Here is a 16,040-nt window from a genome sequence, read left to right as displayed (position 1 = left end):
ACCGGAGCGCGTATCAAGCGAGCGGTATATTACGCGAGCCTCTGGGCTATCGCGCTGATGTTCTTCCTGCCGGTGCTCTGGATTGTATTGTCTTCGCTCAAGTCGGCGGATCAGATGCTGTCTAGTGTGCCCACGGTATTTTTCAGTCCGACGTTCGAAAATATCGTTCACGCGCTCTACCGCCCGGAATTCATACCGGCGTTGATCAACAGCGTGATTTTATCGGTGGTTTCCGTGGTACTGGCGGTTGTAGTGGCGTTCGCGGCGGCTTATTCGATTTCAAGGTTTAAGCCGAAGGGCTCCGATTTTCTGATGTTTCTTCTGCTGAGCATGCGCATGGTTCCGGCGGCCGCGGTGATCATTCCATTGTTTCTAATGTTCGTGCAATTTCATTGGAAAGGGAGCTATGTCGGCCTGATTCTTTTCTACACGATGTATTCCATTCCGTTTTCGCTGTGGATACTGAAGGGGTTTCTGGACGGCGTGTCGCAGCGCTTCGACGAAACCGCGTTGATCTGCGGCGCCAATCATTTGCAGATCATGTTCGGCATCATTCTGCCACAGGTCCGCCCGGCGCTTATCGCAGCGTTCATCTTCAATGTCATTTTTGTCTGGAACGAATTCCTGGTGAACTACATCGTCGGCGGTTCGTCGACGCAGAATATTCCCGGCCTGCTGGCCACCGGCATGTATTCCGGCGGCAGCGTGGATTGGACGTTTATGGCCGCCACGACAACTATTTACATGATACCGGTTATCGTCATGATCTTTTTCTTCCAGAAGTATCTTCTGGTCGGCATGACTTTCGGAACCGTGCGAGGTGAGGTATGAGTCGGGACAAGCCCACGCCGGGTGCGCCGCGGTTCATAAGAAACACCAGGACAGTACTCGCGGTTCTGCTGCTGGCCTCGCTCGTGTTGATCGCGCAGCGCGCCAGCCAGTTCGTTTACACCATCGGCGTTCTGCTGACGATCGTGACCGTCCTGTTGGGATTCACGTTTAACAACCTCCCTGAAGAAACGAGCTTCGCCGGGATCGTCAAGGGGTTGATCATCACCTGGATCATTACCGGAGGCGTGGTCGGGATCAGTATCGTGAGTGCTCCTTTGCTGACCACGCTCGGACGTTAGGTTTTTCATGGTTGAGCGCAAAAGTCTTTCAGTTATCGGGGTTGGCAAAGCCTTTGGCCGCGATCGAGTCTTGGAAGATATCAATGTGACCGCCGGCGAGGCGCAGCTATTGGTGATCTGCGGGCTGCCTTCGACCGGCAAGACCACTTTGGCACGTATTATCTGCGGCCTTGAACGGGCCGATGCCGGCCAGGTGCATATTGCGGATCAGGATATAACCCAGCTCAAGCCGGCCAATCGTCATATTGGCTACGTGCCGCAGTCGTTTGCCTTGTTCCCGAATATGTCGGTGTACAAGAACATTGCCTATCCGTTGCTTCGGGCCAAGCAGAAAAAAAACGATACCGCATCCCAGGTGCGTCGCATGGCGGAAATGCTGGGTATCGATAGCCTTCTCGACAAGCGGGTCGATCAGATCTCGGGCGGCCAGAAGCAGCGTGTGGCTATCGCGCGTGGATTGGTCAAAAAATGCGCCCTGTACGTGCTCGACGACCCATTGGTGGGGCTCGATTTCAAACTGCGGGAGCAGTTGGCCCTCGACCTGCGTCTGCTGCAGAAGCAGATCGGGGCGACTTTTCTGTATTTGACGGGCGATCCGCTCGAACCGCTGATGCTCGGCGATAACGTGGCGGTGCTCGCTGACGGCCGAATCCAGGAGAACGCACCCGCGGTCGATGCCTATAAGTCGCCGAAAACGGATGCCATGGCGCGGGTGCTCGGTTTGCCGCGGGCGAATTTCATCGAGGCGCCGATAACCGATGCGGGTCGCCGGGTATCTTCCGACCTATTCGAGTTGCACGTAGGAAACCCCGGTTCGGTACCGAGTTCGACCGACCGTATCAGGCTGCTGGTCCGGCCGGAGCACGTCGGGTACGAGAACGCCCCGGCGGACGCTGTGCATTTTTCGGCCGAGGTGCGCCTGATCGAGGATATCGGTGTCGATTCGGTTATTCATTTGGAGACCGCGGCCGGCAAGCTCGTCGCCTGTCAGCCGAGCGCGCGGGTCAGAACGCGTAACGACCTGCGGGGAACGGTTCAGATGTGGGTTCGACCGGCCATGATCCGTGCCTACGATCTCGACTCGGGAAGGATTCTTGACTGCACGTTTCGGGCCAATGAGCAATGAGCAAGATCGAACTTTCGTCCGTCACCAAGCGCTATGGCTCGGTCGTCGCGGCCAACGCCGTTAACGCGGTTTTCGAGGAGTCGTCGCTGACGTGTCTGCTGGGTCCTTCAGGCTGTGGCAAGACGACCCTCCTACGCATCATCGCGGGGCTCGAAACGCCTGATGACGGACGAGTATTGTTCGGCGGGGAAGACGTGACGGACCTTTCCGTCGGACGACGGGATATCGGGATGGTGTTTCAGTATCCGGTCGTTTATCGGGGGCTCACCGTTTACGAGAACCTGGAATTGCCTTTGCTGCAAGGCCTACGTAGGAAATTGTCTTCCGGCGAAAGGCGGGAGTGGATTGATCAATTGCTGTCGATTCTGAATCTGACGGCCAAGGCCAATCGCGTTGTGGATGGATTGGATAATGAGTCCCGGCAGAAAGTGGCCGTGGGGCGTGCCGTGGTAAGGCGCCCGAAAGTGGTTATTTTTGATGAGCCCGTGACCAATGTGGCGGTCGACGCCAAGATTGAGATTCAGCGCGGTATCAAGCAGCTCTCGCAAGAAATTGGCCAGACGATTCTGTATGTGACACACGATCAGACCGAGGCTATGACCCTGGCCGATAAGATTATTCTCTTGCAGACCGGCAATGTCCTCGAAAGCGCGGCCCCTGTTGATGTGTACAACAATCCCGAAAGCGCTTTCGGGGGGTACTTCCTGGGCTCGCCTGGAATGAACTTTATCGATGCGAGCGCCCGGCAGTGCGGCCATGACGACGTATCGCGCGTGCGTATCGAATGCTCCGTTTTATCCGAGCCGCTGTGGATTCGTGCCAAAGACCCGGATCGCCAGATCGAAAATGGCGCAGCGATGATTGGTATACGGCCCGAAGAGATACGCATCGTGGATCGGACCACACCCGGTGCGATTCGCGGAGGAGTGAAGGCGTCGGCTTTAGCCGGAGGCGGGCGATGGTTTCTCGATTGCGTCACCGAGGGCGGCGATGAGTTTAAAGTGTTGTCGTCCGCAGACTATGATTTGGACTCGGCGAGTACGGAAAAGTGGTTTCTTTTTGAAAAGTCGGTGGTACGTCTATACGCCGAAGACGGTAATCGCGTTGCGTTCGACGCCCTAAACGGGGAATGATCGCGGAATCAGATGATGCCGCGTGATGCGTACGCCGTCGCGGCCACAGAGCTGGCATTGGCCCGTCATCCGATCGGTTCGTATCGAGAGCGGCGCCTGCGGTACGCTCGGCGGCGTTTCACGAATCGGCCGCGCGGCCCGCTGTCCGTTCCAGTTCGTCTAGCGCCTCGCCTAGATACTTCAGCAGGTTTTGCATCGAGGGCAGCGCGCGTCGACAAGCGATCAGGCCGAATTCGAGCATGTCGCGGTAGCTGACCAGGCTGATGTTGAGCGCCTGGCCGTCCAGCACGATCGACATCGGGTACATGCCGAGCATTTCGGCATCGCCGAAGTACAGGGCCTCATTCGGGCCCGGCACGTTGGAGATCACCACGTTGAACGACTGGCGCCGGGGCGCGATGCCCGCCAGCAGGTTCAGCCCGGCCGGCGCCGACATGGCCGCCACCATCGCCATGATCTGCTCGGACGACATACGTTTGTAGCGCCGCTTCCAGTAGTCGACGCTGCGTTTGATCGCGGCCAGCCGTTCGGCCGGATCGGCGATATCGGTGGCCAGATTGGCATAGATCAGCCCGACCCGGTTGCCGGTGGTTTCGTCGTCGTCGTGCAGCGAGACCGGCAGCATGGCGATCAACGGATCGCGTGGCAGGGCGTCGTGATCGATCAAATAGCGTCGCAGCGCGGCCGAACACAGCGCGAGCACGACATCGTTGACGGTGGCGCCGAAGGCTTCGGCGACGCGGTGGATACGCGAAAGCGAATAGCCTTGGGCGGCGAAGCGGCGCGAGCCGCTCACCGGTCGATTGAGCATGCAGGCCGGAGCCTGGGCCGGACCGGTGAAATCCGGATCGTGGCGCGCGTCGTGCCAAACGTCGTACAGCGAACGAGCCGCCGCCGGCAGCGCCGCGGCCTGCCGATAGCCGCTCCGGAGCATGGCCAGTCCGGCCGACCAGGGCGGCCGCGTGGTTGATTGCGGCGGCAACTGCCACGGTACGCGGAAGTTCTCGGCGCCGGCATCGATGGATAAAAAACGCCGCAGCACCCGCATGGCTGATACGCCGTCCATCATCGCGTGATGAAACTTGGTATAGATGGCGAAGCGATGGTCGGTCACGCCCTCGATCACATACACCTCCCATAGCGGGCGGGCGCGATCCAGCAGGGCGCCGTGCAGCATCGACACCAGCGCGAGCAGATCGCGGATCGCGCCCGGCTCCGGTAGGGCCAGATGCCGGACGTGGTACTCCATGTCGAAACCGTGGTCGTCGGTCCAGAAAGGCTGGCCCAGGCGATACTTCAGCCGTTTGTCGAACGGTGGCTGGATCGTGTTCTGGGCGCGGGCGCGATCGACCAGCCGATGCACATAATCGGCGGGCGCGTTCCCCGGAACCCGGAACAGTTGCAGGCCGCCAACGTGCATCGGCTGGTTGCGACGCTCTAGGCGCAGGAATATCTGGCTGACGGGGTCGACAATCGACATGCATCGTCTGCGGCAGGAAACGTTCGTCCAGCCTAGCGCGAGCGCCCGCGCGGTGCGAATCCCGCGCCGGATATGTGGCGTGTCGCCGAATTGGTTCGGCGTATCGCTACTGCATTTTCCGCCGGCGCAACGGCACTTGGTCGATCACGTCGATCAGGCCCTGGATATTGAGGCCGCCGAGTTGGCTCGCCTCGAGCTTGCCGTCCTTGCCGATCAGCACAGCCTGAAAACCGTCCACCGTATGCAGTTTCTCCAGCGTGGCCCGATCCGGCACGGCGTCGATGTTCGAGGTGATCCGGGACGGTCCCAGCACGAACCAGGCGATATCGCGTTTCTCAAGCCCCGGCGAGCTTTTGAACGCGTTGCTCAAATCCACCGCCCGTTGCGGGTTGCCGGCGAATACGGCGATGACTCGATATTGCCCCTTCAACGAGGGTACGGCGCCGGCGTCCGCATGGCTGCAGCCGGTGATAAAGACCGCGGCCAGGAGGGCTGCGAGCAACCATTTGCGCATCGACTACTCGCGGACCTGGATGGCCGGCCGGCGTGCCGAACGGGTGCCGGCCACCGGCGCGTTGTCGCGGCCGAAATAGCTGGTGACCACGGCCAACTTGCGTTCGGCGCCGGTATTGGCGCCGGCGGCATGAAACACGCCGGCATCGAAGAACAGCACATCCCCCGGCGCGAGCTCCGCGTATTCGGCGGTGGCGATCAGCTCGGCGTTGACGGGTTCGTCCTCGCGCAGGAACTGGGCGTCGTCGAGCCGGCCCGCGCCGATCTCCATCCGGTGCGAACCGGGCAGCATCCGCATGCAGCCGTTGCCCGGCGTCTCGTCGCCGAGCGCCAGCCAGGCGTTGACCAGATATGGACTCGCGAACGACCAGTAGCGCAGGTCGCGGTGCCAAGCGGTCGCCGAGGAATAGGTCGGGGCCTTGGTCATCACGCAATTGTGGTGGTTCGGCGTCATCCATACAGTGGGCGAGTTCAACATTTGGGCAACGATGGCGGTCAGCCGGTCGTCGGCCGCCCAATCCGCGAACCCAGGGTCGCGATCGTAGGCATCGAGCAGTCGCCGAACCGTATCGCCGCCCTCGGCCGTGCGCGAGGCCGGGGCCCCCGGATAGGCCACATCGGCTTCATATTCCAAAGGTTCGACCGCGCGCTCGAGGTGATCGAGCGCAAGGCTGCGCATGGCGGCGATGCGCTCGGCGCTGGCCAGTTGCCGCATGACAAGATAACCGTCACGTGCAAACGCATCGTTTTGCGCCGGCGTCAGATGCGGCTGCAGCGCGGTCTCGCTTGGCGTGGTCATATGTCGATTCTAAAGAGAGATGCGGTACTTGCCTACTGCCAAGTCTTGTATGAACTATACAAGTCCCCCGGGCGGCACGCACCGGCCCGGGGTGCGGACGTTTGCGTCGCGATCAGCCTTCCGGCTGCGGCGCCGCGCCGACCGGATGGTGCAGCAGGTCCTGGTGCACGTGCTCGGCCTTGGGGTCGATACGGTGCCAGGTCTGGGTTTTGCCCAGCAGACTGATGCCGATGTATCCGCGGGCGTCGAGCGTGTCCGGGCCCGTGAGCGTGGCCTTGGCCTTGTAGGTCTTGCCGCTGTTCGGGTCGTAGATATGGCCGCCGCCGTATTCGCCATCGCCTTCGTACTCCAGGCCATGCAGGATCACGACACCAAGCAGGCGCCGGCCTTTTTTGTCCGGGTCGGGGTTCTTTTTGTCGTAGCGTGCTTTGCCGTCGGACGAGCCGACGATCCGGCCCGAATAGCTATCGCCGTCCTGGTAGAGCTGGACGTAGCCGCCTAACTTGGTCCGCCAGACGCCGGTGATGTCATCGGGCTGGTAGTCGGCCGCGACCGCCGGTAGGGCGGCGATCGCCAGGCAAAAGGCTGCGCTCAGAAACGTTAGACGCATCAGGTTCTCCTCCCGTTGATTATTGTGGTGAGAATGGCGACGTTCATCCGAACGGAAAATGAACGACATCTTTTCAGATTCTATCCCGAACACGCGTCGTTCGTCACCGTGCGCCGAATGGTTACGAGACGCAGCGGCGTATGGCGGGCGGCGTGGCCGTTCGCTTGCCGCGCGCCGCAAAAAAACCGGCGCCGAAAACGGCGCCGGTTTCGATGCGAGACCGCGTCGCTATAAGGAGCGATACGGCACAGCCCGTAGGCTTTCTACATGCTGTTGTTCGACATCGAGTTGCCGCTCATCGAATTATTACTCATCGAGTTGTTGCTCATGGAGTTGCCACTCATTGAGTTATTACTCATCGAGCCGCCGCTCATTGAATTGTTGCTCATGGAGTTGCCGGACATTGAACCACCCGACATGGAATTCGAACTCATGCTGTTGCCGGACATCGAGTTCGAGGACATGCTGTTGTTCGACGCGGAATTGTCACTGCCGCTATCGCTGTTGCCACAGGCCGACAGACCGGCGGACAGCACCACGGCGGCGGTAACCAAAATAACTTTTTTCATTTCCGATGCCTTCCTTAAAAATTAAGCCAAATGTACGCGCTATCCAGCCTGCGCGTCGATTCGCGACACAATTGTAGATGCCGAGACCGACCGATCGCTGAACAGCGAGCGGTAATGGGCCTGCATCCAGCGTGCAAGAACTCGACTGTCCGGTTTATTCAATAGAATGGCCAGCGCAGCGATATCTTCACCCCCGCCGGCCGCCGCTTGGCGCGCCAGCTGCTTTCGCTGCGATCGCACGAATGCTCTCGCGTCGGCATACCGGGGCGTATCGGGCGCGGTGACAGAGGCATTGCCGGTCGCCCGGCTGATGTGCGCCACGCCCTTGAGCGTCGTTACGGAGGCCTGGCCGGCACGGCGCGTCGTGCACGACAGGGCGCTACAACCGGCCAGCATCAGCACCGCCGTCATCAACGCGATGGGCGCCAATGGCCGATACCGGAATTCGATCGTCAGATTGGACATGAGGCAACGCTAGCGTGTTTGTGACCATAGGCTCAACCGTGAATGGGGAACGATATGGTATATACGGCCGATCGTCGAATATCCGCCGCTCGCGACCGATGCAGGCGGTTTGGTGACGGTTCACGCCGAGGCCGGGCCGGCGGACGGGGCGCCGGTGGTTTTGCCGCACGGCGAGCCGGTCTGGGGTTTAACCTGGGATCAGGCCTGGGGTTTGGCCTAACACCGCATGATTACGGCGCACTCACGCGTGGAACGCTATGTTTTCGCGCCCGGTCCTGTCGATTTTGGTTGCTCGGACGAGCTACGTCGCCTTGCTCGGCGGCGCTATTGCTGGATCAATAGCGCGATGCGTGTCGTGATTCTTGCCGATACCCACGGCTTTCTCGACCCCCGGATCGCCGAGTGTGCGACCGGCGCCGCGCTGATCGTGCATGCTGGCGACGTCGGTGAGACCGTCGTCGACGCGTTGGCCGGCCGCGCCGATGAGCTTCTAATTGTCGCCGGCAACAACGACCCGGACGACAGCCCCTGGCCGCAATCCGCCAGCCGCGATCTGCCCGGCGGCCGACTCGCGGTCATGCACGGCCACCAGTGGCCGTCGAGGACCCGGCACCGCCGGCTGCGCGCCGAATTTCCTCATGCCCGCGCCATCGTCTGCGGCCATAGTCATCGTCGCGTGCTCGAGACCGAGGCCGCGCCCTGGCTGCTCAACCCGGGCGCGGCCGGCAAGAGCCGTGCCTACGGCGGGCCGGGTTATATCGAACTGCGTATCGTCGACGACGGCTGGCGGGTCGAGCCGGTGATCTTCGAGCCACTGGCCGGCAAGCTCCGCCGGCGCTAGCCGACACCCGAATCGTTTCGAATCATGCGAATCCGTTTTCTTGGAGAACTCGGCGATTTTCTTGCCCCGGCACAGCGCGGTGCCACGCGCCATGAGGCGTTAGCGCGCCGGGCGAATATCAAGGACATTATCGAAGCCTGTGGCGTACCGCATACCGAGATCGGCGCGATCCGTATCGACGGCTGCGTCGATAACGGCAGCACGGTTCTGGATATCGGCAGTGAAGCAGACGTCGTGGTCGCGCCGAGCCGGCCCGGGTGCCGGTCGCGGCTGCGCGAGGCGCCGCCCGATCCGCCGCGTTTCGTGCTCGACACCCATCTCGGCCGGCTGGCGCGCTATCTGCGGCTGGCCGGCTTCGACACCCGTTATAGCAATGACTGCGACGACGCCACGCTGGCCGCGATCGCCGACGAACAACGCCGTATTCTGCTCACGCGCGATCGCGGCCTGCTCAAGCGCGCCCGCGTGGTTCACGGCCGCTTCGTGCGCGCCGACGATCCGCACGTCCAGCTCGACGATATCGCCATCCATTTCCTGCTCGGCGCGCGTATGGCGCCGTTCAGCCGGTGCAGCGATTGCAACACGCCGCTGGCGGCGGTCGATAAGACCGACATCGTCCACCGGCTGGCGCCGCTGACCCGGCGCTACTACGAACGCTTCGCACTGTGCCCGGCCTGCGACAAATTGTTCTGGTCCGGCAGCCACACCCGTGATGTTCGGGCCTGGCTCGATCGGCTGGCGCGGCTCGGCAGCGCCGACCGGATCGTCAAGCGCGACTAGACGATTGTCGATGGCCGCGAAACGGATTATGGCGGCGCTGTAACGCAGCATCTCGTCGCCTATCAGCATGAGGTCCGAATAGCCGTTCGAACGATGCGCGCTCAGACAAGCGCCCATATTCGGCTGCCTCGAAGCATCCAGTCGATACCCAGGCTGTCCAGCAGCCGGAATACCACGCCGCCAGCACTCGAATGCCGAGATCGACCGCATAGTTTGTCGATCCAACCGTGCACTGGCTTCCTCGGCCTCTACCGTTGCCGACGACCCGAAAGGCGGCCTATTTATTTTTATTAAATATAAATGAGCCCGAAAAATAGAATTGGACCTCTAGCTCGCGCTTGTCGAGGATAAAGCCATAACAAAGCCCACGATGATTGCATCGTTTAGATGGGCAGTCAGTCGTCGCGCAATGACGCGACACGAAAGGAGGAGTGGACACGTGCATACAACGCCTGAAGCCTATTGCCGGTGCGGAGATCGGGCTGCTCACGGATGCCGCGTCCAAGCGACCTCGTCTTCGTTTCTCGATCATATTTCGCGGTCGCTACGTGAGCAATCATGCGACGCGGCTCAGGCGATCGATACTAGGACGCCGTATACCTGTCGTCATCATCACCTGCTTGCAGATCGGCACGCTGGAACACAGTTTGGTGGCGCCCGGTGAGCGTGCCTGAGCAGACGGCAGGCCGCGCGATGCGTTCGCGTCCCGCCTTCAGTATCGCGTTGGCCAAAGGGTTCATTACTGTTTCTATATCGACGCTGGTTCTCATTGGTATTTGCCTGACCTTTGCGCCCTCCAGCCTGGCCTCAGGTGCATTGGCGGGGAGTCTTCCGTTCGCCGCGATACTCGCGATCGTAGGGCTTGGTCAGATGCTGGTGGTCCAGCAGGGCGGTTTCGATCTATCGGTGGCGGGTGGTGTGTCATTGGCCGTCGTGATTGCGACCCATGTTCCGGCAGGCCAGAGCGCTTATTTGCTTCCGGCGGCGGGCATGGCGCTTGGTTGCGCTCTCGCGGCTGGCCTGGTCAACGGCTTGATCGTCGGATTTCTGCGCCTCAATCCCATTATTGCGACCATTGGCATGAATGCGCTGCTATATGCCGGTGTATTCGCAGTTTCGGGTGGTGTTCCGCGCGCAACAACACGATTGCTTGCGGAGATCGCCGGCGGTCAGACGTTCGGCGTTGGCCACTCCGTCTACTTTGCGTTGGCCCTTCTCGCGGTGATCGTCGTCGTCATGAAAAAGACGGTGGCCGGGCGTCGGTTCGAGGCGATCGGCGCCAATCCCCGCGCCGCGAATGCGGTGGGTCTGCGCGTACGACTGCATCAGATGATGGCGTATACGTACGCGCAGCTGCTGTATGTGTTCGCCGGTTTCCTGCTGGCCGGCATTATCAGTCAGCCGACGGCCTTTCAGGGCGACACATTGCTGTTGCCGTCGGTGGCCGTCGTCGTGCTAGGCGGCACCTCGCTGCTGGGTGGCCGTGGTTTTCCGGTATCCACGGTCATTGCCGCCTTTTTCCTTACTCAGCTAGGTCAGTTTGCGCTGGCGATCGGCGTGCCCTACTCCGCGCAGACCATTATTCAGGCGTTGGCCTTGGGTTTCGGGATCGCTGTCTATTCGGTTCGCTGGTCGAGCATCACGAAAAAAACCAAAAACCGATTGTTAAAGGAGAATAGTTATGAAAATGTCGCTACCTAGCCTAGCCGGCGTGGTCGCTACGAGCTTGGCGCTGGCCTTCCTGTCGGGCTGCTCTGGATCCGATTCTCAGGACTCGACGGGTCAGGCTGCGAATAACGACGCGCAGGCTAGTAAAGGACCTGGCCCTTCCTGGTGCGGGCCGAAAGAAGCATCGTTGGCTTATCTCGATGGTATGGGCGGCAATAGCTGGAAGCTTATCGCCAAGAACATCGCTCATAACGAAGCCAGCAAATGTCCGAGCGTGACTAAATTCGAGTACGCCAATGGTCACGGCAGTACCCAGCAGGCGATTTCCGATATCAAGAGCATGACGGCGCGAGGCTTTGACGCGCTGATCGTATTCGGTGATGCCGGGCCGGCGGTTCTTCCGGCTCTTACCAGTGCTTACGAGGCGGGTCGCGTGGTAGTTCCTTACCGGGTGCATGTTGGTGGTGAGGCCGGTAAGAACTACACGAAATTCGTGGGCACCTCGTTTAAAAGCGATGGTAAGCATTGGGCCCATTGGATTCAAAAGATTCTGCCTGACGGCGGTAACATTCTGTTCATCAGCGGTCCGGCCGGCAACAGTCAAGGCGCCGAAGAGCTCGAGGGTATGAAATCGGTCCTGGGGCCCTCGTACAAGTTCATCAATACGCATCCGTACGACGTAACGAACTGGGATCCGGCCCTGACCCAGCGGGTCTTGGCCTCGGAGATCTCGAAACACGACGAGATCGACGTGATCGTTTCAGACTTCGGCCCGTCGTTGGTGGGTGCGCTTTCGGTCTTCAAGAAATTCGGCCGTTCCATACCCGCGATCGCCACTACCGATGGGAATTCGCTCGGTTGTTTCTGGAAAAACCACCATAAAAACAACCCAAAGTTCAAATTATTCACGGTGACGACCGGCATCGACAACGTTCGATTGGCCGTTCATTGGGCCGTGGCCAAGGCCACCAAGGGTCAGGTTCCGGACAGCGCAACTTTCCAGTCGCGGGTGTTCGAGAATTCGGTCACAGGTAAACCCAACGAGGTGCAGTGTCGCCCGAATCTTCCCGGAGACATCTATCTGTCGTCCCAAATGCCGGCCAAGAAGCAGGCTTCGATCATAAATCAATGAACGCGTCGATGCGGCTTGAGGACGGTTCCTCAGGCCGCCGTGGTGGTCGCGATTATCCAGTTGCTTGGATGTTCAAATGTCAAATTCTGCCGCAGCCATTGAGCCAGCGGACGGCCTAAGGATCACGAGCGAAACGTCGGCGTCTGGTCCCGTGGTCATCCGGCTCTCCAATATTTCGAAATTCTATGCCGACGTTGCGGCTCTGGCCGATGTCGACGTCGAATTCAATGCTGGCGAAGTGCATGCGATTCTAGGCGAGAACGGCGCGGGCAAATCGACACTCATGAATGTCATTTCCGGTGCGTTACAGCCGGATCAAGGTGACATCGAATTCGACGGGCGTCCCGTGGCCCCGTTGTCCCCGGAATCGGCAGCCGCACTCGGCATCGCGATCTCGTTCCAGCATCCGGCCGTGCTTGATGATCTGTCGGTGTTGGAAAATCTCCAGGTCGCATTGCCGCGTGCGGTGTTTGAGGGGCGCGCCGACCGAGATGTGGCCACCGAGATTTTGTCAAGCGTGGAACTCGATGTCTCGTTGCAAGCGCGCGGTGACTCACTGACGATCGCGGAAAAGCATCTTCTTGAAATAGCCAAGGCGCTCGCTATTGAGCCGCGGGTTCTGATCCTGGACGAACCCACCGCATCTTTGGATCAGGATGCTACTGAGATGCTGTTCGGTCGAATTCGGGAGGTCGTCGCCAAAGGGACGTCGGTGATCTACATCACGCATAGACTGGCAGAGCTGCGCCAGATCGCGCGCCGCGTGACCGTACTTAGAGACGGTCGTGTTCGTGGTGGCGCGATCGTCGATGAGGTTGACGACGAAACGCTACTGTCGCTGATCGTCGGGCGCGAGTTGGGCTCCACGTTTCCGGCCAAACCGACGGTTCGCTCCGAATCGGTCAATCTGCATGTCGATAGCATTAGCGGAAAAGGATTCTCGAAGGTCAGTTTCGAGGCGCGGCCAGGGCAGATCATCGGGGTTGCCGGCGTGGCGGGCAACGGCCAGTCCGACCTGATGCGCGCATTGGCCGGGCTGCATTCCTTTCAGGGACAAGTGTATCTCAACGGGCGCCTGCTCGATCATCGAAAATTGTGCCGCGAGGTGGCCTTCATGCCCTCGGATCGGCACGCCGAAGGGTTGGCGGCTGGTTTAAGTATCCGAGAAAACGCCGCCCTGTCGGCGCTGAGCAGTTTCAGTGTCGGTGGGTTGCTCAGTCGTCGCCGAGAAATGGATCGCGTGTCGTCCACCTTCGATTCGCTGGCCGTGAAAGCCCCGGGTGTCGAGGCGCCGGTATCGTCGCTGTCCGGCGGCAATCAGCAGAAAATCGTAATGGCGCGCGCGTTGTTGTCGGCGCCGGGCCTGGTGATCGCCGACGAGCCCACGCAAGGGGTGGATGTCGGTGCGCGCGCCGAAATCTATCGTATCTTGCGCGAGGTGTCCGAGGCGGGAACGCCGGTGGTGGTCAATTCCTCCGATGCGGCCGAACTCGAAGGCCTGTGCGATCAGGTCATCGTCATGTCGCGTGGTCGTGTGGTGGCGACGCTGACCGGTGACGAGGTGGTTGAAAACCGTATTGTCGGCGCGGCCGTGAATGCTGATGCGCATGTGGATAACAACGGGCCGGCCACGAAAAAGATCCAGCGCCGCGCTCAGGGCATCAAGCGCTTCGTCGACAGCGACAATGCACCGGCCGTGCCGCTCACGATGGTCATCGTCGCGCTGGCGCTGTTCGTGTTCAGCCAGAACGCGTACTATCTGTCTGCTTTCAATATCACCAATATTCTGACGCTCGCGACGGCGCTTGGTTTTATTGCGCTCGGTCAGACAATCGCCTTGCTGCTGTCGGGGATCGATCTGTCGGTCGGCCCGCTCGCGGGCCTGCTCGTGGTCGTGGCTTCGTTTTTCGTCAACGAGGGCCAGCCCCCGGGCATGATGATCGCCGGCTTTGCCTTGATGTTCGGCGTTGCATTCCTGGTGGGCGCGTTCAACGGCTGCCTGATACGGTTTGCGAACTTTACGCCGATTGCGGCCACCCTGGCGATGTATATCGGGTTGCAGGGCTGCAGTTTCCTCCTGCGCGCTGGGCCCGGTGGCTATATCGATTCCGGGGTGGTCGCAATCATTTCCTCGAAGATAGGGCCGATCCCGGTTGCTTTCATCGTCTTGGTGGCGGTCGCCGTTGCGGCCGAATACCTGCTTCGGCGGGTCCGGTCCGGCTGGCAACTTCGCGCCACCGGCTCCAACGAAGAATCGGCGCGCCGTATCGGGGTACATATCGATCGTACGTTCGTTGCCGGCTATATCGGCACGGCGTTGCTGACCACGTTCGGCGCCGTGATGCTGATGGCCTTGATCGGCGTGGGCGACCCCCAGCAAGGCGTGAACTACACGCTATCGAGCATCACCGCCGTGGTGCTTGGCGGAACTAGTCTTCGAGGCGGCCGCGGTTCGTTCATTACCACGTTGCTGGGGGCGCTGTTGCTCACGGAAGTGCTCAACGCCGTGACATTCCTTGGTCTGTCGCAGACCTATCAATACGCGTTCCAGGGTGCGCTGGTTTTGATCGCGGCCTTTGTTTACACGGCGGCACGCCAACGCAGTGCTTAAAAATTCAGACCGGACAGTCCTGAGAACGTTCTGATTCGCGCCCGGTCCAACCGACGAGAAGGAGTTTAAATGGCAAATTCACAAGTCGCCGAAAATTCTGGCGCTCGTATGAAGGCCGCCGTGTATTACGGCGATCACGACGTTCGTATCGAGGAAGTGGCGGCGCCGATGCGGGGCGACGGCGAAGTGTTGCTGCGCGTGCTGCGCTCCGGCATTTGCGGTACCGATGCCACGGAATGGAAAGCAGGGCCGATCGCGTTCGCGGTCAACCAGCCCCACCCGGTTACAGGCCATACGGGGCCGATGATTCCCGGGCATGAGTTCGTCGGTGAAGTGATCGAGGTCGGCGGCGAGAGCCGCTATTCGGTTGGTGATATCGTGGTCAGTGGCGCCGGCGTGTCCTGCGGCGAATGCGATCGCTGTCGCGAAGGGCGCACCAATCTTTGCCGACGTTATTACACCCTAGGCCTGAGCACGGACGGTGGCATGGCTGAATTCGTCTCGGCGCCCGAGAGCATGCTCGTGCCGCTGCCCAAGGGGTTGTCGCTGGACAAGGCCGGTCTGGCGCAGCCGCTTGCCGTCGGGCTGCATGCGGCGCGACGGGCCGGTGTCGGAAAAAACGACCGAATCGTGATCATCGGCGCGGGCGCAATCGGCACCTTCGTGTTGACGGGAATTCGCTATTTAGCGGACGGGGCCGATATCACCGTCATCGATTTCCCGGGGGCCCGTTTAGAGCGGGCTAAACGTCTGGGCGTAAGCCGCGTGATCGCGGCCGGCGATGATGTGGCCACTGAAGTGACGGCGGCGCTCGGCAAACGAGGTGCCGATATTGTGATCGAAGCCAGCGGTGCGCGCGGTCAGATGAACCACGCCATTGAAATGGTTCGTGACGGCGGCACTATTCTCCAAGTCGGGCTGCCCTCGAAGGAAGAGCCGATCAACGTGCACGCGCTCGTGATGCGGGAAATCAACGTTCGCACCACGCTGGCCCACGTGTGCGACGAGGATCTCACGCCTGCGCTCGAAATCTTGGTTACGACCAACCTCGGAGACGAGATGCTCGATTCGGTGCGGCCGCTCGAGGATCTGCCCGAACAACTCGAGCGTTTGGCCTCAGGCCAGCTCAACGGCAAGGTGTTGTTCGACCCATCGCTGGCGCCTACGGGGTAAAACGGGCAGC

At 60.6% G+C, this 16,040-nt stretch carries 16 protein-coding genes; 11 read left to right on the top strand and 5 right to left on the bottom strand.

The genetic code is table 11. The annotated features are described in order from the left end of the window. Positions 1 to 57 precede the first annotated feature (57 nt). From VFJ08_RS15640 to VFJ08_RS15625, 4 genes are all read left to right on the top strand, one after another. Positions 58 to 831, top strand: coding sequence for a carbohydrate ABC transporter permease (locus tag VFJ08_RS15640; protein WP_324998161.1), 774 nt, complete (start codon positions 58 to 60; stop codon positions 829 to 831). Then, complete coding sequence (locus VFJ08_RS15635) at positions 828 to 1,130, top strand: hypothetical protein (RefSeq protein WP_324998160.1); 303 nt, start codon at positions 828 to 830, stop codon at positions 1,128 to 1,130. The genes VFJ08_RS15640 and VFJ08_RS15635 overlap by 4 nt, the downstream gene beginning before the upstream one ends. A gap of 70 nt (positions 1,131 to 1,200) precedes the next feature. After that, entirely contained in the window at positions 1,201 to 2,256 is a 1,056-nt protein-coding gene (locus tag VFJ08_RS15630; RefSeq protein WP_324998159.1) for an ABC transporter ATP-binding protein, read from the top strand. Continuing rightward, a complete protein-coding gene (locus tag VFJ08_RS15625) occupies positions 2,253 to 3,389 on the top strand; it encodes an ABC transporter ATP-binding protein (protein ID WP_324998158.1) in 1,137 nt (378 codons plus the stop codon). The genes VFJ08_RS15630 and VFJ08_RS15625 overlap by 4 nt, the downstream gene beginning before the upstream one ends. A 118-nt stretch (positions 3,390 to 3,507) precedes the next feature. Here the strand turns inward: VFJ08_RS15625 and VFJ08_RS15620 are convergent, their stop codons facing one another. From VFJ08_RS15620 to VFJ08_RS15605, 4 genes are all read right to left on the bottom strand, one after another. Then, on the bottom strand, positions 3,508 to 4,869 hold the full coding sequence (locus tag VFJ08_RS15620) for a wax ester/triacylglycerol synthase family O-acyltransferase (protein ID WP_324998157.1): 1,362 nt from the start codon (positions 4,867 to 4,869) through the stop codon (positions 3,508 to 3,510). A gap of 106 nt (positions 4,870 to 4,975) precedes the next feature. After that, positions 4,976 to 5,383: a DUF4174 domain-containing protein gene (locus tag VFJ08_RS15615; protein WP_324998156.1), complete on the bottom strand. Its 408-nt coding sequence runs from the start codon at positions 5,381 to 5,383 to the stop codon at positions 4,976 to 4,978. A gap of 3 nt (positions 5,384 to 5,386) precedes the next feature. Further along, positions 5,387 to 6,181 (bottom strand): phytanoyl-CoA dioxygenase family protein, encoded by a 795-nt coding sequence (locus VFJ08_RS15610; protein ID WP_324998155.1) that lies wholly within the window; start codon positions 6,179 to 6,181, stop codon positions 5,387 to 5,389. A gap of 112 nt (positions 6,182 to 6,293) precedes the next feature. Then, the gene (locus VFJ08_RS15605) at positions 6,294 to 6,791 is read right to left on the bottom strand and encodes a DUF2147 domain-containing protein (RefSeq protein ID WP_324998154.1); all 498 of its coding nucleotides are present in this window, start codon (positions 6,789 to 6,791) and stop codon (positions 6,294 to 6,296) included. A gap of 267 nt (positions 6,792 to 7,058) precedes the next feature. Between VFJ08_RS15605 and VFJ08_RS15600 the strand changes: the two genes are divergently transcribed. Continuing rightward, complete coding sequence (locus tag VFJ08_RS15600) at positions 7,059 to 7,385, top strand: hypothetical protein (RefSeq protein ID WP_324998153.1); 327 nt, start codon at positions 7,059 to 7,061, stop codon at positions 7,383 to 7,385. A gap of 14 nt (positions 7,386 to 7,399) precedes the next feature. Here VFJ08_RS15600 and VFJ08_RS15595 read toward each other — a convergent pair whose 3' ends face one another. Beyond that, positions 7,400 to 7,825 (bottom strand): DUF3015 family protein, encoded by a 426-nt coding sequence (locus VFJ08_RS15595; RefSeq protein WP_324998152.1) that lies wholly within the window; start codon positions 7,823 to 7,825, stop codon positions 7,400 to 7,402. A 346-nt stretch (positions 7,826 to 8,171) separates the two neighbouring features. On the opposite strand from VFJ08_RS15595, the gene VFJ08_RS15590 reads away from it, so the two are divergent. From VFJ08_RS15590 to VFJ08_RS15565, 6 genes are all read left to right on the top strand, one after another. Beyond that, positions 8,172 to 8,666, top strand: coding sequence for a metallophosphoesterase family protein (locus VFJ08_RS15590; RefSeq protein WP_324998151.1), 495 nt, complete (start codon positions 8,172 to 8,174; stop codon positions 8,664 to 8,666). Between the two features lie 24 nt (positions 8,667 to 8,690). Next, complete coding sequence (locus VFJ08_RS15585) at positions 8,691 to 9,446, top strand: Mut7-C RNAse domain-containing protein (protein WP_324998150.1); 756 nt, start codon at positions 8,691 to 8,693, stop codon at positions 9,444 to 9,446. A gap of 666 nt (positions 9,447 to 10,112) precedes the next feature. Beyond that, positions 10,113 to 11,147, top strand: coding sequence for an ABC transporter permease (locus tag VFJ08_RS15580; protein ID WP_324998149.1), 1,035 nt, complete (start codon positions 10,113 to 10,115; stop codon positions 11,145 to 11,147). Then, a complete protein-coding gene (locus VFJ08_RS15575; protein ID WP_324998148.1) occupies positions 11,128 to 12,246 on the top strand; it encodes a substrate-binding domain-containing protein in 1,119 nt (372 codons plus the stop codon). The genes VFJ08_RS15580 and VFJ08_RS15575 overlap by 20 nt, the downstream gene beginning before the upstream one ends. A gap of 76 nt (positions 12,247 to 12,322) precedes the next feature. Then, positions 12,323 to 14,857 (top strand): ATP-binding cassette domain-containing protein, encoded by a 2,535-nt coding sequence (locus VFJ08_RS15570; protein WP_324998147.1) that lies wholly within the window; start codon positions 12,323 to 12,325, stop codon positions 14,855 to 14,857. Between the two features lie 156 nt (positions 14,858 to 15,013). Beyond that, entirely contained in the window at positions 15,014 to 16,030 is a 1,017-nt protein-coding gene (locus VFJ08_RS15565) for a zinc-dependent alcohol dehydrogenase (RefSeq protein WP_324998146.1), read from the top strand. The last annotated feature ends 10 nt before the right edge of the window (positions 16,031 to 16,040 follow it).

Source organism: Salinisphaera sp., assembly GCF_035690525.1.
GTDB lineage: Bacteria > Pseudomonadota > Gammaproteobacteria > Nevskiales > Salinisphaeraceae > Salinisphaera.
The sequence above is the reverse complement of the archived record's forward strand: the minus strand, read 5'-3'. Positions and strand labels throughout refer to the sequence as shown.